The organism is Paenibacillus sp. FSL R5-0749 (assembly GCF_038595085.1).
Classification (GTDB): domain Bacteria; phylum Bacillota; class Bacilli; order Paenibacillales; family Paenibacillaceae; genus Paenibacillus.
In genome coordinates, this window is the sequence record NZ_CP152005.1 from 4,660,122 (window position 1) to 4,681,087 (window position 20,966).

Genomic DNA, 20,966 nt, shown 5'->3' on the forward strand with positions numbered 1-20,966 from the left:
TCTGTCATCGCAGTGTTCGTGTATATAATGGATAGTTCAAATTAGAACACCAATAAACATAAGCCACCCATAATACACGCCACGCCAATCCAGCGTAAAGGCCCCACTGCCTCTTTAAATACCAGCATCGCAATGATCAGAGTCCAAACATAGGTTAATGCGTTGGCAGGCAGTACTACGGTTAATGGGAGAAACTTCAACAATACAATATTCAGCAACGCACCGGTTCCGTAGAATCCGAGTCCCATGAGTACATGCAGACGATTGCGACTAGATGCATAAGCCTTCAGTCCAGCCCCGCCCAGTGCACCACACAATGTCATGACAACTAAAACGGCAACCATCCAGCTATCGATCAACACTGGTTAATGTCACCCCGATTCCAAGCAACACAACTGCTGCCAGCTTCTGCACCGTAATTTCTTCCCCAAGCAAAAAATATCCATAGATTAAGGCAAATACGTAGCTGGCACACATCAGAGGATAAGCAACAGAGAGTTTTTCCAGAGCAAAAGCTTTAATCATCAAAATCGCTCCAAGTCCATAACACAGAAAACCAACACCAAGGTAAATCCACTCGGTTAGTCCCCATTTCCAGAACAATTGACCCGTTGCTGTCAGAAATGCGGAGACGAGCATCAACCATTTACCGGTATGACGCGATTTTATTTCCCCCACGTTAATGCCTCCATGTCCGGAACACGCTTGTTAATAAAGTATCGTTGACTCACTAGCTGCATGACTGGAAGGTCCGATAAGGAGTCCGAGTAGGAACATGACTGGTCATAGTCAATGACCATATTTTTCTCACTCAGATAAGCCTGAATTCGGCGTACCTTCTCTTCCCCTTTGCAATTGCTGCCATCAATTCTGCATGTGTAACCATTCGCATGACGGACAAGCTCAGTTCCAATGACATGATCCACCCAGGGAAAGTTTTTAAAGTATTTCATATAGGCATGCGGAGATGCAGTTACCAGTAAGACGTGATACCCTGCTTCTTTGCGATGCTGCATCTCTACACTGGCCTCGGCAAAAATGGACGTACGCAATCGGGTATCGAAGAAATGTTCGAGATCTTTTTCAGTCATACGCTCAATTTCTTGAAAGTAGGATCGTTTGACTTGTTCAACAGTCATGATGCCTGCCTTGAATAAAACAGTATGTAATGCGATGACAGGTAATCTCCATACCTGCCACGGGTAACGGCGAACACCGTAGTGCACAAATTGAAACATGGAATCACTGCGTATAATTGTTTTATCAATATCAAAAATTGCGACTTTCGTGCTTTTCACCCTGATCCCCCTCAGCCTTTATTCAAAGATAGTAAAAATGGTAACAACACTGATCACATACAAAATCACCGTAATTAATATGGGCTTGTCCTCAAACAGTACGCGATCGGGTGAGCCTCCCTGGTTCTTCATGTGGATCAGATACAGATAACGGAACATGCCGTAAATGACCAGTGGAATGGTCCACATGAGATGGATGGTCCGGTCTGAAGTGAATGTGAATAGAGAGTAGCTGATAATCGTAGCTGTCGTCACAATCGTATTGAATTGATCCAGCAACGTAATGGAGTAGTTGTCTAAAACCTTACGGTGCGATCCCGTATTCCCCTCAAGTAGCGTAAGTTCATTTCTGCGTTTGCCAATGGCCAAAAACAATGACAACAGCATGGTACAGATCAAAAACCACGGTGTGAATGGTACATGGATCAGTACACCACCTGCAATGGCACGAAGTACAAAGCCGGCTGCAATGGTCATCATATCCAGGATAACGAGATGTTTCAGCACAAACGAATATGATACATTCAATAGAAAATAAACAATACATAACACACCGAATAGAGGGTTCATCATGAAGGCCGTTCCGACGGAAAGGATTAACAGAATAATACCAAACAACAAAGCATGACTCGGATTTACCTGCCCAGAAGCCATCGGACGATACTTTTTCACCGGATGCTGTCGATCCCTGTCCCGATCTACAAAGTCATTTAAAATATAAACACAGCCTGCAACGAAGCTAAATAGAATAAAACCAAGCAAAGTCGCAAGAATGGTTTCAGCCCGAATCTCCTCAAAAGAGAATAGTAACGCAGCAAATAACAGCAGATTTTTAGTCCACTGTTTGGGTCTTAACAATCTGAATAATCCTGACACTGTACTTCCTGTTCCTGTAGCCGGTGAGGATACCGTACTCGTTCGTGATGATAACAATTGTAATAACTCCCTTCAAAAACAACTTCTGTATATAAGAAATAACGTAAAGATCTAATCATATGTTGCTTGTATAATTTTGTAAAGGGAGTAAATGAAAAAAATCTAATATAAACATAAAAAAAGAGACCGTTACCGGTCTCTTTGTTCTCACACATGATTAATCTATAGGGTACTACAATTAAAATTCGAATTGCACGTCGCTCAGACGACGTTTGATCTCAGCAATAACGCGTTTCTCTTCTTCTTCACCTTTAGCTTCAAAGGTTACGGAGAAACGAACAAAGTTACCAGCATCATCCCAAGGTACGGATGAGATCAATTTCTCACGGATCAGGAATTGGGAGAAATCTTCACCGGATTCAAAGCGACGTCCGCCAACCACACCTTTTGGTGCTTCCACATACAGGAAGAATGAACCTTTAGGTTTTTCAGCCTGGAAGCCCAGTTCGTTCAATGCGGCAACGAGCATGTCGTGACGACGGGAATATTTCTCTGCAATTTTCTCCGTAATTTCTGGATGATTCAATCCATAAGCAGCAGCCTTTTGAATCGCGATGAACTGACCGGAGTCATTGTTGTCCTTCACGTCGCTGAATGCTTTGACTACAAGCGGGTTACCCGCTACGAATCCGATTCTCCAACCCGTCATGTTGTAGGACTTGGATAGAGAGTGCAGCTCTACGCCGACATCCTTCGCTCCAGGTACGGACAGGAAGCTGAACGGTTTTTTGCCATCATACGTCAATGCTGCGTATGGCGCATCATGTACAACCACTACGTTATATTTCTTAGCCCACTCAACAACTTCAGTGAAGAACTCCGCCGTTGCGCTTGCGCCTGTTGGGTTGTTCGGGTAGTTCAGGTAGAGCAACTTCGCACGCTTTGCGATGTCTTCCGGAATAGCCGTCAGATCAGGCAGGAAGTTGTTCTCTTTCGTCAATTGAATGTTGAACACTTCTCCACCCAGATATTTTGTGTGTGTACCCATAACTGGGTAACCTGGAACGGTCATGATTGTCACATCACCCGGATTGATGAAGCATGAAGGCATCATCGCCAAAGCCGGTTTGGAACCAATGGAGTGCACGATTTCAGTATCAGCATCGATACCTTCTACGTTAAATACGTTTTTCAGGTAAGAAGCAGCAGCAGCCTTGAATTCAGGAATACCATTGTCGGCATAACCACGGTTCTCAGGTCTGGAAGCTTCTTCAGCAAGTGCAGCTACAATGCCTGCATCTGCCATTTCATCCGGTTCACCTACACCAAGGTCAATCAGTTCCACATCGGGAAAATCTTTTTTGGCCGAAGCTTTGGCACGTTTGATTTTCTCGAATTTATAAATGTTCGTGTCTTTACCATAGTTGGAGCCACCGATACGGTCGGCAAAATTAGTCTGAATGTAAGTTTCTTGGTATTTATCGATACTCATAACGTTGTTCATCTCCTCATTTGACGCAAATTTCTACACTTTAATATGAAGCATTTGCGTGATCAAAGCCATGGACAAAGTATCCGAACATTTGTACTTTCTTGGAAAGGTTAACGACTGCGTAGTGAGGCCAGAACGTCTTCCATATCCTGAGGAAGCGGAGCTGAGAATTCAAGGTATTCTCCCGTTGTTGGATGCACAAATCCAAGAATGGCCGCATGAAGTGCCTGTCCTTGCATTTTGATGCCTTTATTCCGTCCGTACGTTGGATCTCCTACAAGCGGGTGACCAATAAATTTCATGTGAACCCGAATCTGGTGAGTACGTCCTGTCTCCAGTTTCAGTTCAAGTAAGGTGTAATCTTTAATGCGCTCTGTAACGGTAAAATGCGTAACGGCATGTTTACTGTTTCGATCCGTGACCGTATACATTTTGCGGTCATTGGTATCTCGTCCAATTGGTGCATCAATGGTCCCTTGATCATGGTTAAGATGACCATGCACGAGCGCAATATAACGTCTATTCACCGTATGGTCTTTCAACTGAGCAGCCAGTGATGCATGAGCACGATCGTTCTTGGCAGCCATGATCAGGCCGGATGTATCCTTATCGATACGATGCACAATACCAGGGCGCAACTCCCCATTAATACCCGAGAGGTCATTGCAGTGATACATGAGTGCATTAACGAGGGTACCGGACGTATGTCCTGGTGCTGGATGCACCACAAGACCACGCTGTTTGTTAATCACGATCAAGTCGCTATCTTCATATACCACTTCCAGTGGAATCTCTTCGGCAACGATCTCCACAGCAGTTGGTTCTGGAATCTGTAACTCGACCAGATCCCCTTCGGACAACTTGGCATTGGCTTTAACCACAGCACCATTTACCGTGACCATTCCGTCTCCGATCCACAATTGAACTTGGGAGCGAGATACGTTATCTACCGCTTCCGTAATATATTTGTCAATTCGTTCTTTTTTATATTCAGCGGCAACGGTCCATTCCATACGTTCATTGCCATTCATTAGTTCTTCGTCGTTAATCTGTTCCTTATTCGGATTACTCATGATGTTCATTCCCTTCAATCTTCGCGGCAGCTTTTTCGCGCCGTCCTTCAAGTAACGTCTCCACAATGATCAACGCTACACCGATGCAGATTGCCGAGTCTGCGATGTTAAAAATGGGAAACGTATAACTTCCAAAATTAAGTTGTACAAAATCCACAACTTCTCCGGTCAATGCCCGGTCAAGGAAGTTGCCAATTGCTCCACCAAGCACCAAACTAAGCGCCACAGGCAGCAATTTGTGCGGGGTATCTTTTACTTTTTGCAAATACCAAATCAAGGCAACGACCACAATCAACGTAACCACGATAAAGAACCAACGCTGGTCCTGCAGAATGCCAAAAGCTGCTCCTGAGTTACGATGTGATGTGATGACAAAGAAATTGCCGATTACCGGAATTTCTTCTCTGAGTTCCATCCGGGTTGCAATCAGATACTTGGTTCCCTGATCCAATAAAAATACGATAAAAGCGAGGATATAATACACCACGTTTGTTTGTCACTCCGTTCTTGTCTTTTCCAAACGATACCAGGCTTACGCCAGACTTGTTTATTGTAGCACAGCTGTTTGGAAATCGTCCACGACGCGCTACATCGCAATGCTCATGGCAAAAACGATAACATTTCCCTTCTGTAATCTTGCCCATAATGGCACATCCTACAATAGAGTCAACATCCGGATTCCAGCATGAAATCAGAAAGGGGAAAATCATGTCACATTTTACTGCCGAACAACTGCATTTTTTACGTTCCCAACTGATGTCCGATAAGCGCGATATTGAACATAGACTGTCGGAAAACGAGCATTATGGCCTTGGAGACTCCCTTAAACTACAGACAGGTGAACTATCACCGATTGATAACCATCCTGGCGACTTAGCCACGGAAGTGTATGAGCGCGAAAAGGATATTTCCCTGTTGGAACATGATGAATTCCAATTGGAGCGAATCGATTCTGCACTGCACTCCATCGAAGAAGGACATTATGGTACATGTGCAGTCTGCCAGCAACCCATTCCTTATGAACGCATGGAAGCTGTTCCTTATACGAAATACTGCAAAAAACATCAACCGGAAACCGTTGTCTCCGAAAACCGCCCTGTAGAGGAAGAGTTCCTCGCCCCGGCATTCGGTCGAACCAGTCTGGACGAGCGTGATGACCAAAACGGCTTCGATGGTGAGGACGCCTGGCAGATTGTTGAAAGCTGGGGCACATCGAACTCACCAGCCATGGCTGAAGGACGCGATATCGACAGCTATGATGTTATGGCCATTGAAGCCACCGATGAAGTGGAGGGCTGCGTTGAAGCGTACGAAAGCTTCGTTGCAACAGACATCTATGGTCATGACGTATCCATCGTGCGCAATCGGCAATATCGCCAGTATCTGGAGAACCGTGAGGGCGAGGGTCTGTTAGAACCGGATATGGAGACGGATGACATTTACTAACTTTAATTTAATATCATTCACCTTAATTGCTTAATAGGTGTTCATATCAAGCTGACGCTGGACAATACGCACAATATCAGCGATGTAGTCTCCAACTATGGGAAGATTGAGCGCCCCGAGTAGCTGTAAAACGTAAATAATTGTTGCTGCGAAAAAGGTAAAACCAATGGCGATCCCCACACCTCGTGCGGCTCCAGACAACAAGTTAAGCCCGATTAATTTCCATGGTCTGTTCAGCAATTCTGTGTATTGCGCAATCCGTGAACGTTCCAGTTCATTCGCCAGACGGTTAGTCAGGGTATGCAGCTCTTCAATTTTGTCTTGTGAATTCAGATGATCTGATGTTGATGGTGTAGCCGCCGTTGCTGTTTGCTTGTCATGTTCGCTCATGTTTTGGTCAGTTCCTTTGATCAATATAGATTGACTGCACTATAGAATCATTTCCTTTTTGCCTAAAAAACAAACGAGCCCAGAATCAGGGAAAATGTCCCTTCCTCTGCGGCTCGTTTGTTTATGCTCTATATGCTCTCCCTGTTGAATGGAAAATGCTTCGAATTATGCTTCGATGTAAATACCGATCGATTTGCCTCCGGCTTCAACACGTTCCATGGACTCATTCGAGCCAAATGTCACTTCGGTTACGAGAACATTCTCACGCAACACATCATCAAACGCCTGAATAGCTTCCTGAAGGGATGCATCCACATCCAGCGTCAAACGTACTCTTTTCTCAATCGGCAGGTCCAGTCGTTTCCGGGTATCCTGCACAGCACGAACCACTTCACGGACCCAGCCTTCCTGTTCCAATGCTGGGGTGATTTCGGTATTGAGTGCAACCGTCAGACCGTAACCTGATGCTGAAGCAAAACCTGATTTGGCCTGTTTATCAACCAATAATTCTTCGCTCGTCACTTGCAGCTCTTCGCCTTCTGGAGAAACGATGTTCAGCACACCCTCCGAAACGACTTTACGCGTCTCATCGGCTGACATTCCCTTGAAGAAGTTTTGCAGGAATCCTACGTTTTTGCCGTATTTCTTACCAGCAACTTTGAGGTTCAGCTTCAATGTAAAGTCAACGAATTCCGCATCGTTATGCTCCGTACGGATTCCTTTTACATTGATCTCTTCCTTGATGATCTCTTCGTAACTTGCCAGGTCAAAGCCTTTATCCAGAGAAACAATCAATTCGGACAGCGGCTGACGTGTCTTGATGCCGGTTTCGTTACGAACGTTGCGGGCAAGTTCAACCACACGGCGAGCCGTCTCCATATCCTGTTCCAGTCCTGCATCAATTAGAGATTCATTGGCTACCGGATAATCTTCCATGTGCACACTCTCGCCTGTTGCAAGGTTCAGATAGATATCCTCTGCGAGCATCGGTGTAAACGGAGCAACCAGTTTTGCAGTAGTCACCAATACCTCAGTCAATGTGCGGTAAGCATCCAGTTTATCCTCTGTCAGGCCACTTCCCCAGAACCGGTCACGGGAACGACGGATATACCAGTTACTCAGCTCATCGACAAATGCTTCAATCGCTTTGGAGGAGTTCAGGTAGTCGTTAACCAACAACGCTTTTTCTACAACCAGAATCAGACTGTTCAGCCTCGACAGAATCCAGCGATCCAGCTTGTGTGCGGACAGTTGGAACGGATGCTCCTGTGGATCAAATCCATCGATGGTAGCATATAGCGTCAGGAATGCATGGGTGTTAACCAGTGTATCCACCATTTTGGATTTTGCTTCGCCTACGATCCCTTTGGAGAAACGTTTACTGTTCCACGGTGCACTGTCAGACAACAAAGCCCAGCGGAATGCATCGGTACCGTATTCTTCAATTACTTCCCAAGGATCGATCACGTTACCTTTGGATTTGGACATCTTCTGTCCGTTCTCATCAAGAACGTGTCCTGTAGCCATAACTGCTTTGTAAGGCGCTTTGCCTGTCAAAAGGGTAGAAACCGCCAGCAAGCTGTAGAACCAGCCACGTGTCTGGTCAATCCCTTCACAGATCATATCAGCAGGATACTGCTGTTCGAATACTTCTTTATTTTCAAATGGATAGTGCTGCTGGGCAAACGGCATGGAGCCGCTGTCGAACCAGACATCGATCACTTCCGGTGTACGTTTCATCTCATATTTGCCACAAGAGCTCATGACTTTAACGTCATCCACATATGGTTTATGCAATTCAAGATTCTCAGGCACATCCCCTACCGCACGGGCACGTAATTCTGCAATGCTGTGTGGAGCAAATTGTTCACCAGTCTCCTCGCACACCCAGATGTTCAGCGGAGTTCCCCAATAACGATCACGGCTGATGTTCCAATCCACCAGATCCTCAAGGAATTTCCCGAAGCGACCTTCACGAACATGACCTGGATACCAATCCACTTCACTGTTGTTGGCAATCAATTGGTCCTTGATGGCTGTTGTTTGGATAAACCAACTGTCCATTGCATAGTACAAAAGCGGTGTATCACAACGCCAGCAGAATGGATAGCTGTGTTCATATTTTTCTTTGCTAAACAAACGTCCATTCTCAGACAGATATCGCACGATATCAATATCACAATCCTTCACGAAACGTCCGGCAAAGTCAGTAACCTCAGCGACAAATTTACCTTCCAGGTCCACCATGTTCACAAAGCTGATACCATTTTCACGGCACACACGGTAGTCATCTTCACCATGGGCAGGAGCCATGTGTACGATACCCGTACCACTTGCATCCGTTACAAAGCCTGCACCCAGAATGATGTTGGCTTTCTCAGCCTGAACGTAGTTGAACGGAGGATCATACGTTTTGCCAACCAGATCGGCACCTTTCAGTGCACCAATGATCTCATACTCACCCTTGGTATCTTTCATTACTTTCTCTACCAAATTCGTTGCCATGATGTACACTTCATCACCTTGACGAACACGGGAGTAGTCCATATCCGGATTCACGGCAAGTGCGACGTGTGAAGGCAGCGTCCAAGGTGTCGTTGTCCAAGCAAGCACGAATTCTCCGCTGTCATTCAGCTTGAATTTTGCTGTAGCGCTCAGGTCTTTGACGTCTTTGTACCCTTGTGCAACCTCATGGGAACTCAGTGTCGTCTGGCAAGATGGGCAATACGGGCTCACACGATGGCCCCGATACAGCAGGCCTTTCTCATGGATTGTCGCGAGGATGTTCCATACACTCTCAATGTAGTTGTTATCAAGGGTGATATATGGGTTATCCATATCTGTCCAATATCCGATACCCTCTGTCAGATCACGCCATTGTTGCTCGTACTCGAATACACTCGCTTTACATTCGTTAATGAATTTCTCCACACCGTAATCTTCGATTTCCCACTTGTGGGAGATGCCAAGCTTCTTCTGTACACCCAGTTCTACGGGCAGGCCGTGTGTATCCCAACCCGCTTTACGAACAACACGGTAACCCTTCATCGTGTTATAACGACCAACGAAATCCTTGATTACACGTCCCAGTACGTGACCGATATGCGGTTTTCCGTTCGCTGTAGGCGGCCCTTCATAAAATACAAAGTTTGGCTTGCCCTCGCGGTTTTCGATGGATCTTCTAAATGTATTCTCCGTTTTCCATTTATCCAACACGCGTAATTCTCTGGCACGTGCCTTCTCTTTGACGTCAACTCGTTGCATGGTGATCATCTTCCCTTTCTTTGGTTAAGATTGTGGACCGTCCACAAAAAGCGTTTCAATCCCCCTAAATCCCCCTTTGCCAAGGGGGACCCCATAGGCGCTCCGCCCTCTGGACACCCGGGATGGCTTGTCGATTGGGGGACAGTTGCGCCGCTTGTGGGCGAGGGTTTATGTGCGTGGTGGCGGCCATTTTGCGGCTTGTTCCCTGCGTGAACGCCGCATGGCCTTACCGCGCGCGAGGCGGATGTTGCCGGGTGCTTCGCTCTCCCGGCGGGCGGCTCTCTCCTTGAGGCACCTTCGGGCCTCATGAACGTTCGCCTTAGCGAACCCCGTGTGCCGGGTGCTTCGCTCTCCCGGCGGGTGGCTCTCTCCTTGAGGCACCTTCGGGCCTCATGAACGTTCGCCTTAGCGAACCCTGTGTGCCGGGCGCTTCGCTCCCCCGGCGGGTGGCTCTCTCCTTGAGGTCCCTGTGGGCCTCATGGACGTTCGCCTTTTTTGGACACAAAAAAGCCCCATCCCTGGAAAGGGACGAGGCTATACTCGCGTTACCACCCTAATTCTGTTCATCACAAACCACATCCAGGCAAGCCTGGGTATGCTCTGTCATCAACAGCGCTTATGCCCCGCTAAACTACCGCAGGGTGCCGTTATAACGTACGGCTTACGGTTCGGCTTACACACGGCAATCACGATCACCGCTTCAGCGTCACTTCTCCGGGGAGATATTCGGCTATAACTCATCCATTGGTTTGCACCAACCACCAACTCTCTGAGGGATGAGATCATAACGTACTGAACCCGTCATGGAATCACTATTCATTATGAATATAGTTATAGCCTCTTTGCAGACAAAAGTCAACCAGGCGAGAGACTAATAAATTTCTTTCATCTCCCGCTCACGGTCACGCACTTCCTGCTCCCGGCTCTCCAGCACTTCCCAACCATCCTGAGTCAACAGTTCAAGCTGCGCTTCAACAAGCGTGCGGAAACGGGCACGATAGATCGATGCCTGCTTTTTCAGTTCCTCTACTTCCAAAGCAATCTTTCGTGATTTACCCAACGCTTCGTTCACGATCCGGTCTGCATTTTTCTCTGCTTCCTTAACGATCAACTGCGCTTCTTTCTTCGCATTATTCTTCACATCATCAGCAGCTTCCTGCGCAATAATGATTGTTTTGCTGAGCGTTTCTTCAATCGTTGCAAAATGATCCAGCTTTTCCTGAACGGACAGCAACTGATTGCTCAGCTCTTTGTTTTCGCGAATGACGCCTTCGTAATCTTTGATGACTTGATCCAGGAATTCATTGACTTCATCCTCGTCATACCCGCGCAAACGTCGGGAAAATTCCTTGTTGTGTATGTCCAGCGGCGTTAATGGCATGCTGTCCACCTCCTGTAAAAGTTCCTTCCCGTCCAGAGAAGGTTTGCAGCATAAATCTTTGACTTAATGTATATCGGATACACCGCGTATTTTCTACACCTTTATGATAAACATTTCGACAAGAAAGCGGATTTTCCTGCAACAGACTCAGGCAAATTTGCCGATTTTCACTCGGCATCGTCCTTTTTTGGTCATCCCATCCTGTTCAATGACCTTGAAGCGGCCAAATCCCTGAATGGATACGACATCACCCGCTTTTAGTGATTTGGACGGATCTTCCTCAACCTTCCAGTTTACACGACAGCGTCCAGCTTTGATTGGCACCAACACTTTACTGCGACTAAGCCGGTATACATCTGCACAGATTCCATCCAAACGAAGCGAAGCGACTGTAATGTCCATCGTCTCCAGTTTGTTCTCTGACCACCGCATCTGTTCCAAAGGAAGTAACTCTGTGAACACATGTAACCGATGCACCTGATTCAGTTGAAGCGATAAAAAAGCGCCGGTTTCCGCCGCCACCACTGTATGGCAACCGTCCTCCAGCACTTGGATATCCCCGATCTTTCCACGTTTCATCCCAAGTCCGAGCAGGGAACCCATATAGTCCCCGTGCTCCAGCTCTGAGATTTTCTGATCATCAGACGTGATACTGAGCACCTGCATACCCATATCCTCATCATCCAGATACATGTAATCAGGTGCAACCAGCGCACGCTTTCGCTCAGCAGCCTCGTAACCACCATCCAGACGAATCTGCACGTCATTACGACGATTGACAAGAGTTTGTAAGATAAACACCTGTCTTGGGTCAAGAAAGTCAGTTAGCTTCATCTCATGATACTTGCCTGCACCCTCAACCCAATCTGAAGCCTTATCTACGAAATCTCGCTCATCATGGCTAAAATGTTCGTAAATTTCACCGCTCATCTATGTCACCCTACCCTAATAGTCCGTGTTCAAAAAGACCGGTTTTCAGTACCGAGAAGATGGGATAAAGCTAGAAATGGAGCAGCGGAGCGTAGAGAAAACTACGTGAGCAATCACAATGTTTCCGAAGGAAACATTCTTCGTAAGCCTCCCACTTATTTCAGCTGAATTCCATATTCGATGCTGACGATGCCACTAGGCATCCTTCGTAATCAAAAGCGGACTCTTTGAACAACCTCTAATATACAAAATACCGAAGTATGGAGATCAATCCATTAAGCGCGAGTTGCAGAACGATCAGCGCCACAATCGGGGAAATATCCAGTACACCGAACAAAGGTGGGATAAATCGACGAAATGGTCTTAGATATGGCTCCACAAATTTGCCTAGCCATTCACCAATGAAGCTTTCCCGCGCATTAGGAAGCCAAGACATCAATATGTAGACGATGACCATGTAAAAGTAAATCTGGTATAACGTGTACAGCACGCTTTCAATCTGATACAAAAGTGGCTCACCTCATTCTGTTATAATCTTGCTCGCTGTCAGCCAGTATTTCCGTAATTGATCCCTGAATTTCAACCGTATCTGGCGTGCAGAGAAAAATGTTTCCGCCGATTTTGGAAATACCGCCACCCAATGCGTATACCGTGCCACTCAAAAAATCTATAACACGCAGCGCTTGGTCCTGACGTATCCGCTGTAGGTTTACCACAACGGTACGATGCGAACGCAGATGGTCGGCAATCTCCTGAGCCTCGTCATAAGAACGCGGTTCATACAGGACAACTTTAACATTTTTCTGGGAATGAATGCTCACCACATTATTCCCCCTTTGGTTTCTACGTTTATCGAGACTGGAGGTTTCAGCTTCCTGCTGTTCAGCCTCATTTTCCTCCTGCGAAGCCATCCGTTCACGTTCCACAATCTCTTCCTCTTCCTGAAGTCCGAGGAAATTCATAAATTTATTCATTACGCCCATCGTGAACCCTCCTCTTTTCCTACGAGAATCGATCCCAGCCGTACCCAGGTTGCCCCTTCTTCAATGGCCACTTCAAAATCATTGGACATCCCCATCGACAGCTCAGTTAATGGCTCTGCTGTAAGGGCCTGTCCATTCAATTGATCTCTCAGCTCACGCAATCCACGAAATACAGGACGCGTCAGCTCCGGATCTTCCTCATGAGGTGCCATCGTCATCAGGCCAACGACCTTGAGATTGTTGAACGAACGAATATCACGCAAAAAAGAACTTGCCTGTTCAGGCTGTAAGCCATACTTGCTCTCTTCACCCGAAATATTCACCTGCAAAAACGTTTCCACTTGCATGCCAAGTGAAGCTGCTTTTTTATCCAACTCCTTCGCCAACGACAAACGATCGAGTGAATGTATGTAACGAAACTTCCCGATCACGTCTTTCACCTTGTTCGTCTGCAAATGACCGATAAAATGCCAGGTACCCTGTTGACCAAAAGCTTCCCATTTGGCCTGTGCATCCTGCCATCGATTTTCTCCAATATGCTCAAGACCATGATTCAGCACCGATCCCGTTGTTTCCAGTGAGACATATTTCGTGACTGCAATCACATTCACATCATCACGATGACGGTTACTGCGCCGACATGCATCCTCGATCTTCTGATTTACCTGTTGTATACGCTCCTCCAATGACACAGAGGGTCACCTCTCTTCCAGCCCAATCCAGCTCGCCATCCGCCCTGTAACACCATTTTCCTTCCGATAGGAGAAAAATAATTCGGGATGACAACTTGTACACCATGTTGTACATTCGATATGATCCGGCAATATTCCTGCTTTCATCATAATGTGTCGATTACATTCTTTCAAGTTTAACATCGTTTTACCGTTATCTACGGATCGATATGCTTTTTTAGAAGCAGAATCCTTGTATTCATCATTAACCGGGGAATCATCAAACCAAACCCGTACATGCTGCATAACCGCCTCATCCACTTCATAACAGCAATCCCCAATGGACGGACCGATTGCAGCTCGAATCTCCTGTCTGCGACTTCCGTACTCCCGTTCCATCGTCTCCACCATGGATACAGCGATACCTGCGACTGTTCCTTTCCAACCGGCATGAGCAAGACCAACGGCCTGTTGCACAGGGTCATAGAAATAAAGCGGGACACAGTCTGCATAGAAAGAAGTCAACAGCACACCCGGCACATTTGTAACCAATCCATCCGTATCCTGCAACGCCGACTGACGATCAAGCAATCCTCTGCTCCGATCTTCAGCTTTAATTACAGCCACATGTTTGCCATGCACCTGTTCTCCACAGGTCCAGGCCTCCGCTTCATAGCCAAGCTTCCCGGTTACAAGCCTGCGGTTGTTAAGCACAACTTCAGGATCATCCCCCACATGATAAGCACAGTTAAGTGTAGCATAGGGTACACTTCCGACTCCCCCATGTCTTGTCGTAAATCCGACCGATAACTGTTCAAACTGCTGTCTCCAGGGCTCAACATATAATAATAACGGGTCAGAACCGAAATCTGAATTAGGGTTCTCTATCCGTTCAAGTAATTCCTTATTCAATACAAAGGGTTCCATTCTCTCACCTCACCACTTCCAGTGTACCAAATGAGCCACATTCTGTCTCCTTTATATCGTTCGACGCTGATTACGGTCTGATCGTTCAATGCGTTCCACACGCTCCGTGCGGAGATGCTGCTGTTCGTCATACAGGCGCGCTTCCCGATCACGCTCGTCATACGTGGTTTCCTTCACCTCATCCATCTTCACAAGAATCACATCCGAACCAATCTTTACGATATTTCTCCAGGGAATCACCAGATCCGTTCCCCCGCCAAAAAGTCCCATAAACCGGCTGTACCCCGGCACAACAATCGCTTCAATTCGCCCCTGCTTCAGATCCAGCTCCAAGTCACTGATCTGACCTAGGCGCTTACCATCCGTAATGTTAATGACATCCTTAGTCTGAAAATCCGAGATTTTCATGCCTCGTGCCGCCACTTCGCTCGTATTTACTTTCATTCATTCCCGCCCCCTGTTGTTCCTCTTCTTTCCGTTCCAAACGCTTCTATACAATATATGTTTCAGGGGCGAAAAATGTCCTGTTTTTCATCAAATGTGGAGACGGCTTAACACAAAAAGACGACCAACGGTATACATAGCCCCGATTGATCGTCCTCCTGCCCTTACCTTGTGTTACGACTTCACATGTTTTTGCATCTGTTGTATCGCTGATTTCTCCAGACGTGATACCTGTGCCTGGGAAATGCCAATTTCATCAGCTACTTCCATCTGGGTCTTCCCTTCGAAAAACCGCATGGACAAAATCATTTTTTCCCGTTGGCCGAGACGATGCATCGCTTCGCGGAGCGCAATTTCCTCGATCCACGACACATCCTTGTTTCGGTCATCACTGATCTGATCCATAACATAGATCGGATCTCCACCATCATGATAAATCGGTTCAAAGAGCGAAACCGGGTCCTGAATGGCGTCCAATGCAAAAACAACATCTTCCTTCGGCACATTCAGTACTTCCGCAATTTCGAATATCGTCGGTTCCCGGGAATTTTTATTCGTCAGGCTGTCACGGACCTGAAGTGCTTTGTAAGCAATATCCCTCAAGGAGCGAGATACCCGAATTGGGTTATTATCACGCAGGTATCGACGGATTTCACCGATAATCATCGGCACCGCGTAGGTTGAAAATTTGACATTCTGGGATAAATCAAAATTATCAATGGCTTTCATCAGGCCGATGCAACCAACCTGGAACAGATCATCGACAAACTCCCCCCGATTGTTAAAACGCTGAATGACACTGAGTACCAGACGCAAGTTGCCATTCACTAATTTCTCTCTTGCTGAGCGATCATGGTGTTGCTGAAGGGAATGAAACAATTCCCTCATTTCAGTGTTGGTGAGGACAGGCAATTTTGCGGTGTCCACGCCACAAATCTCGACTTTGTTTCGGGTCATCGTGATTTACCTCCCAAGGAGAAACATTAATGTACATTATCTCCGGGGCAGGCTTTTTTATTCGTACTTGGCACCCTTGCCAGTAATACCCATTCTGAGCATTGATGGTTTTCAGACCATTTTATTGAACTCCTTGCGAAGTCTTTTAATGATTCTTTTTTCGAGACGAGAGATGTAGGATTGGGAGATTCCAAGTAGATCTGCTACGTCCTTTTGTGTCTTTTCTTCCCCATCCGTCAAGCCAAAACGAAGCTCCATAATCATTCGCTCACGCTCCGTTAATTTTTCCAGTGCCTTGTGCAAAAGTTTTCGGTCTACCTGCTCTTCAATATTCCGATAGATTGTATCGTTTTCTGTACCCAGTACATCCGATAATAATAGTTCATTTCCATCCCAATCAATGTTAAGGGGTTCATCAAAAGAAACTTCAGTTCGGATCTTACTATTACGTCTCAGGTACATCAAAATTTCATTTTCGATACACCGTGAAGCATAGGTTGCCAGTTTGATTTTCTTTTCCGGGTCGAATGTATTAACTGCCTTAATCAGTCCGATGGCTCCAATGGAGACCAGATCTTCAATATTGATTCCTGTGTTCTCAAACTTGCGTGCGATGTATACCACCAGACGCAGATTGCGCTCAATGAGCATCGCGCGAATGGCCGAGTCTCCCGAAGATAATTTTTGCAGTAAAAATTCTTCTTCTTCCCTTGTCAAAGGCGGCGGAAGTGCCTCACTTCCCCCGATATAATAGATCTCTTCACTTTTGAGTCCCAACAAAAATAACAGACGGTAATATTGCAGCTGCGCCACCAGTTTCCATTTCACAAGCATGTACGTTCCTCCTATACCACATTCAGCGGCTTTTCTGTTGCTCCCGCAGAGAGAGCCGTAGACTGCGCAGAAGCAGCGTCTTGCACAAGTTCAGGATGAATCACGGCCTGATATTTCCCATCCGACGACAAAACACCTCCATCCAGCCCAATGAGTACCCTTGTCGTCTCATAACATGTTTCCCCCATCGTCACCTTCACCCGGTCCGGCTTCATTGCCAGCATAAACGCAGTGCCTTTGTTAATGCCTCGATAGGGCACTAGCCGCAGTCGATCCTGCCACTGAAAACTTTCCTGATCAAGTTCCATAATAAGGTTGTCCGGCGCCTCGTTCTTGAGTCTGCCCTTCCACGAAGCCGGTAACATGTCTTGCCACAACGAAACCTCCATCACCATGACTGGCATACGCGATAAGGGATCTGTAAGTTGATTGCCCGTATCCAGAAGGCCTGTACAAGAAATGACTACCTCATCGATGCAGACCTCAACTTTACCCAAATAGGTCGTCATGCGATCTGTTTTCCGTTTTGAGCTCTGCACAGCTTTGAATACAAACAGGACAGCAAAGAATACGATAAACGTGAACCAGAAGGCAATCTTCAGATCAAATGACATCCCGCCAGAAGCCGTGAACCAAATGCCGTTAAACAGCTCACCGGAGCTCTGAAGCATGTAATGCACACCCAGAATACCTCCGGCAGCGACAAAATTAATCACATAGAAGGTACCCAGCGTCCTCGTAAAAGCCTGCAGACCCTTAAAACCAAAAGCAATCGTAAGCATGACCAGCGAGAACCCGAACTTGATCAAAAAAGTGAACATAAAATCAAACTCCGGTACAAACATCATAACCACGTATAACGCGCCCACAATGGCTGACAGTAACCATCGCCACCAAACCAGCTTCGTTTTTCGCATCCAGGCGGTCATGCCGATGAGTGCACCGTCAATACACAGGTTTGTCAAAAAAATAAGATCCACATACACAACCAAACTCTTCACCTGCCTGCGCGCAACATATCGAAATACCGGTATCCCGATATCCTGATATTCATGAGCATATTCACAAGTATACGGAGACCCCTGTTCAAAGTCTGTCTAATCATGGGGGTGTGTTTCCAACTTTTTTTGTCGGAATTGCTCAGCCCTTTTGTTCAGAATTTGTTCAATGCTGTATGCTATGATATTTAAAAAAACAGAAAAACCCGGTCGCTCCATAAGGAGTACCGGGTTATCCATAATTTGATTTGGGTATTAATCGTTATTATTATTGCGTGAACGATTGCGTAAAAATGTCGGAATATCCAGCTGATCATTGCTCGGCTGATTTCCGAACGGACGCAGATTCGGCGAACGTGTATCGGTTGTCTCCGTTGTTGCCGGAGCTGGCTTACGTCCTTGTGGAGGTGGAGCAGGTTTGTCTTCGAAACCAGTTGCGATAACTGTAACCTTGATCTCCTCTTTCAAGTCTTCATCGATGATGGCACCAAAGATCATGTTTACTTCCGGATCGGAAGCAGAAGTTACGATCTCTGCCGCTTCGTTCACTTCATACAGGGACAGATTAACGCCACCCGTAATGTTCATAATTACGCCGCGAGCACCTTCAATGGATGTTTCAAGCAAAGGACTCATAATGGCTTTGCGTGCTGCTTCTGCCGCACGATTCTCACCTGTTGATTCACCAATCCCCATAAGAGCAGATCCACGTTCATGCATAATCGTTTTGACGTCAGCAAAGTCAAGGTTGATTAGACCCGGTACAGCGATCAAATCCGAGATACCTTGTACCGCTTGACGAAGTACATTATCCGCTTGACGGAATGCTTCAAGCATCGGTGTCTTTTTGTCTACAATTTCGAGCAACCGATCATTCGGAATAACGATCAGCGTGTCCACTTTTTCCTTGAGAGCTTCAATACCTTGCTCTGCATGGCTGGAACGTTTACGTCCTTCAAATGTAAATGGGCGAGTTACGACACCCACTGTAAGTGCACCGCACTCTTTAGCGATTTCAGCAATAACCGGAGCCGCACCTGTACCTGTACCACCGCCCATACCGGCTGTAACAAATACCATGTCTGCACCTTTCAACGTGTTCATGATCAGATCGCGGGACTCTTCCGCTGCTTTTTTACCTACATCCGGGTTGGCGCCAGCGCCAAGACCACGAGTCAATTTATCACCGATTTGCAATTTATGCTCGGATTTCGCCAGGTGTAATGCCTGAGCATCCGTGTTCACCGTAATAAATTCAACACCTTGTACACCATTTTCAATCATACGGTTGACTGCATTGCTTCCGCCGCCGCCTACACCGATGACTTTAATTTGAGCCAAGCTCTCCATCTCGAAATCAAATTCCAACATATTATTCCATCTCCCCCTCAATGTGCATGGATGGCCCGTCCAATTTTTGCTTTGAACCGAATCAATTTCATATATCGACGAACGAAAGCGTTTATGTTAGTACCAGCGCATTCAGACGGCTTCAAGAATGTATGAAATGGATCCAACCTGTTATATAAATTCACTGAACATATTCTTCAGCCGTTCGAACAGACCAGGTTTTTGCTCCGATTCCTGTGCCGTATTTGGCTTCGGACGGTTGGTCGGTTTCTTATTATTATTATTATTATTGTTGTTATTTCCACCGCCGTTATTGATCGAGGGACGAATGCGCAAACTGCGAATTACACTGTGCAATATGCCGACTCCGCTTGTGTAGCCAGGGTCACGCACACCAATGTAATCCGGAACTGCAACTCGTACTGAAGCCGCAAGCTCATGCTGAGCGACCTGCAGAACCCCAGGCATAGAGACCGTACCTCCCGTTAGTATATAACCTCCAGGAAGCTCATTGTAACCAAGACGCTTCACTTCTTGAGAGATCATCTGGAATATTTCCTGAACCCTAGGTTCAATAATAGCCGCCAGATCCTCCTGTGAAAATTCCTTGTCTACATTACTGCCGATTCGGGTTACTTTGAACATCACATCCGCAGCAGCATCATCCAACCAGGCGCATCCGTATTTCAATTTCACCTTCTCCGCCTGATCCGTCAACGTGCGTAAGCCATAGGCGATATCATTCGTTACGAATTCCCCACCAATAGGCAATGTTGATGTTGCAACAAGACTGTCTTCTTCAAAAATGGCGATGGTTGTTGCGCCTGCTCCAATATCCACAAGCACTGAACCCATCGTTTTTTCATCTTTGGACAAAGCCAGTTGACCCGCTCCGAGCGACATGAGAACCAGATCGCTTACTTTCAGACCCGCTTTTTCCACGCAGCGCAAAAGATTATGTATCGCGGTTTTTGCACCCGTAATGATCGTTGCTTCAACTTCCAGACGAACACCAATCATTCCACGGGGGTCCTGTATGCCCTCCAAGCCATCTACAACATATTGCTTGGCGACAACATCAATAATTTCCCGTTCCGGCGGAACTGCAATTACTTCGGCTGCTTTCAACACCCGTTCCATGTCTTCTTCTCCGATTTCACGATCCTCGTTAGAAACAGCCACGACACCGTGACTGCTCATCAGTCCGATATGATTTCCCGAGATTCCAACATACACTTCGGATATTTGAATACCCACCATACGTTCTGCATGATCCACTGCGTTGCGGATCGACTGCACCGTCTGATCGATATCTACGATTACACCTTTGCGAATTCCCTCCGAGTCGGCAGATCCAACTCCTATAATATTAAAGGTTCCATTATTCATTTCCCCAATAATAGCGCGAATTTTGGATGTACCGATGTCCAAACTAACAATGATGTCATTGTTGCTCAAGTCTGTGGCACCTCCTGACTCCAATAGTAAATTACGTTCGAATTTAAACACTCTTAAAACATATTCAACACACTTCAGGCTTTCCCTCTTTTTTCTACAATGTTTTTGGGTGTCAAAATCTGGTTGCGAGACATAAAACCTTGAAGAAAAAAGAAGGAGGCAACTCATGTGCCATAAGTTCAAGTGTATCATTT

22 protein-coding genes and 1 other annotated feature are annotated in these 20,966 nt (G+C 46.3%); of the genes, 1 reads left to right on the forward strand and 21 read right to left on the reverse strand.

What is annotated here, in order from left to right; genetic code table 11:
• Nucleotides 1-41 precede the first annotated feature (41 nt).
• The 7 genes from MKY85_RS20835 to lspA form a co-directional block, all read right to left on the reverse strand.
• Nucleotides 42-362 (reverse strand): EamA family transporter, encoded by a 321-nt coding sequence (locus MKY85_RS20835; protein ID WP_339235883.1) that lies wholly within the window; start codon nucleotides 360-362, stop codon nucleotides 42-44.
• Complete coding sequence (locus tag MKY85_RS20840; RefSeq protein ID WP_017687326.1) at nucleotides 349-678, reverse strand: EamA family transporter; 330 nt, start codon at nucleotides 676-678, stop codon at nucleotides 349-351. Before MKY85_RS20840 ends, MKY85_RS20835 begins: the two co-directional genes overlap by 14 nt.
• On the reverse strand, nucleotides 666-1,298 hold the full coding sequence (locus tag MKY85_RS20845; protein ID WP_339235886.1) for an HAD family hydrolase: 633 nt from the start codon (nucleotides 1,296-1,298) through the stop codon (nucleotides 666-668). The genes MKY85_RS20840 and MKY85_RS20845 overlap by 13 nt, the downstream gene beginning before the upstream one ends.
• A gap of 18 nt (nucleotides 1,299-1,316) precedes the next feature.
• The gene (locus MKY85_RS20850; protein ID WP_339256403.1) at nucleotides 1,317-2,231 is read right to left on the reverse strand and encodes a decaprenyl-phosphate phosphoribosyltransferase; all 915 of its coding nucleotides are present in this window, start codon (nucleotides 2,229-2,231) and stop codon (nucleotides 1,317-1,319) included.
• A 181-nt stretch (nucleotides 2,232-2,412) separates the two neighbouring features.
• Nucleotides 2,413-3,666, reverse strand: coding sequence for an LL-diaminopimelate aminotransferase (locus MKY85_RS20855; protein WP_342570672.1), 1,254 nt, complete (start codon nucleotides 3,664-3,666; stop codon nucleotides 2,413-2,415).
• 110 nt (nucleotides 3,667-3,776) lie between these two features.
• Nucleotides 3,777-4,748, reverse strand: coding sequence for an RluA family pseudouridine synthase (locus MKY85_RS20860; protein WP_342573443.1), 972 nt, complete (start codon nucleotides 4,746-4,748; stop codon nucleotides 3,777-3,779).
• Nucleotides 4,732-5,226: a signal peptidase II gene (gene lspA / locus MKY85_RS20865; RefSeq protein ID WP_091028497.1), complete on the reverse strand. Its 495-nt coding sequence runs from the start codon at nucleotides 5,224-5,226 to the stop codon at nucleotides 4,732-4,734. The genes MKY85_RS20860 and lspA overlap by 17 nt, the downstream gene beginning before the upstream one ends.
• A 221-nt stretch (nucleotides 5,227-5,447) precedes the next feature.
• Between lspA and MKY85_RS20870 the strand changes: the two genes are divergently transcribed.
• The gene (locus MKY85_RS20870; RefSeq protein ID WP_339235891.1) at nucleotides 5,448-6,185 is read left to right on the forward strand and encodes a TraR/DksA C4-type zinc finger protein; all 738 of its coding nucleotides are present in this window, start codon (nucleotides 5,448-5,450) and stop codon (nucleotides 6,183-6,185) included.
• Between the two features lie 30 nt (nucleotides 6,186-6,215).
• On the opposite strand, the gene MKY85_RS20875 is transcribed toward MKY85_RS20870, so the two are convergent.
• From MKY85_RS20875 to ftsA, 14 genes are all read right to left on the reverse strand, one after another.
• Nucleotides 6,216-6,575 carry a DUF5665 domain-containing protein gene (locus tag MKY85_RS20875; protein WP_342570673.1) on the reverse strand — a complete coding sequence of 120 codons (360 nt, stop codon included), beginning with the start codon at nucleotides 6,573-6,575 and terminating at the stop codon, nucleotides 6,216-6,218.
• Nucleotides 6,576-6,740: 165 nt separating this feature from the next.
• Nucleotides 6,741-9,839, reverse strand: a complete 3,099-nt coding sequence (ileS, locus tag MKY85_RS20880) for an isoleucine--tRNA ligase (RefSeq protein WP_342570674.1) — start codon at nucleotides 9,837-9,839, stop codon at nucleotides 6,741-6,743.
• A gap of 521 nt (nucleotides 9,840-10,360) precedes the next feature.
• Nucleotides 10,361-10,653, reverse strand: a binding site (T-box leader).
• A gap of 57 nt (nucleotides 10,654-10,710) precedes the next feature.
• The gene (locus tag MKY85_RS20885) at nucleotides 10,711-11,220 is read right to left on the reverse strand and encodes a DivIVA domain-containing protein (protein WP_339235898.1); all 510 of its coding nucleotides are present in this window, start codon (nucleotides 11,218-11,220) and stop codon (nucleotides 10,711-10,713) included.
• Between the two features lie 147 nt (nucleotides 11,221-11,367).
• Entirely contained in the window at nucleotides 11,368-12,150 is a 783-nt protein-coding gene (locus MKY85_RS20890; protein WP_339256407.1) for a YlmH/Sll1252 family protein, read from the reverse strand.
• A gap of 238 nt (nucleotides 12,151-12,388) precedes the next feature.
• A complete protein-coding gene (locus MKY85_RS20895; RefSeq protein WP_090810047.1) occupies nucleotides 12,389-12,649 on the reverse strand; it encodes a YggT family protein in 261 nt (86 codons plus the stop codon).
• Nucleotides 12,650-12,665: 16 nt separating this feature from the next.
• Nucleotides 12,666-13,133, reverse strand: coding sequence for a cell division protein SepF (locus MKY85_RS20900; protein WP_253439303.1), 468 nt, complete (start codon nucleotides 13,131-13,133; stop codon nucleotides 12,666-12,668).
• On the reverse strand, nucleotides 13,124-13,825 hold the full coding sequence (locus tag MKY85_RS20905) for a YggS family pyridoxal phosphate-dependent enzyme (RefSeq protein ID WP_339235904.1): 702 nt from the start codon (nucleotides 13,823-13,825) through the stop codon (nucleotides 13,124-13,126). The genes MKY85_RS20900 and MKY85_RS20905 overlap by 10 nt, the downstream gene beginning before the upstream one ends.
• A 6-nt stretch (nucleotides 13,826-13,831) precedes the next feature.
• Nucleotides 13,832-14,731, reverse strand: coding sequence for a peptidoglycan editing factor PgeF (gene pgeF, locus MKY85_RS20910; RefSeq protein WP_342570675.1), 900 nt, complete (start codon nucleotides 14,729-14,731; stop codon nucleotides 13,832-13,834).
• Between the two features lie 51 nt (nucleotides 14,732-14,782).
• A complete protein-coding gene (locus tag MKY85_RS20915; protein ID WP_339235908.1) occupies nucleotides 14,783-15,175 on the reverse strand; it encodes a YlmC/YmxH family sporulation protein in 393 nt (130 codons plus the stop codon).
• 174 nt (nucleotides 15,176-15,349) lie between these two features.
• Entirely contained in the window at nucleotides 15,350-16,132 is a 783-nt protein-coding gene (gene sigG, locus MKY85_RS20920) for an RNA polymerase sporulation sigma factor SigG (protein WP_017687309.1), read from the reverse strand.
• Between the two features lie 111 nt (nucleotides 16,133-16,243).
• Nucleotides 16,244-16,966 carry an RNA polymerase sporulation sigma factor SigE gene (gene sigE, locus MKY85_RS20925; RefSeq protein ID WP_017687308.1) on the reverse strand — a complete coding sequence of 241 codons (723 nt, stop codon included), beginning with the start codon at nucleotides 16,964-16,966 and terminating at the stop codon, nucleotides 16,244-16,246.
• Nucleotides 16,967-16,977: 11 nt separating this feature from the next.
• Nucleotides 16,978-17,958, reverse strand: a complete 981-nt coding sequence (spoIIGA, locus tag MKY85_RS20930) for a sigma-E processing peptidase SpoIIGA (protein ID WP_342570676.1) — start codon at nucleotides 17,956-17,958, stop codon at nucleotides 16,978-16,980.
• Nucleotides 17,959-18,219: 261 nt separating this feature from the next.
• The gene (gene ftsZ, locus MKY85_RS20935; RefSeq protein WP_253439311.1) at nucleotides 18,220-19,335 is read right to left on the reverse strand and encodes a cell division protein FtsZ; all 1,116 of its coding nucleotides are present in this window, start codon (nucleotides 19,333-19,335) and stop codon (nucleotides 18,220-18,222) included.
• Between the two features lie 150 nt (nucleotides 19,336-19,485).
• Nucleotides 19,486-20,772, reverse strand: coding sequence for a cell division protein FtsA (gene ftsA / locus MKY85_RS20940; RefSeq protein WP_339235912.1), 1,287 nt, complete (start codon nucleotides 20,770-20,772; stop codon nucleotides 19,486-19,488).
• Nucleotides 20,773-20,966 lie beyond the last annotated feature (194 nt).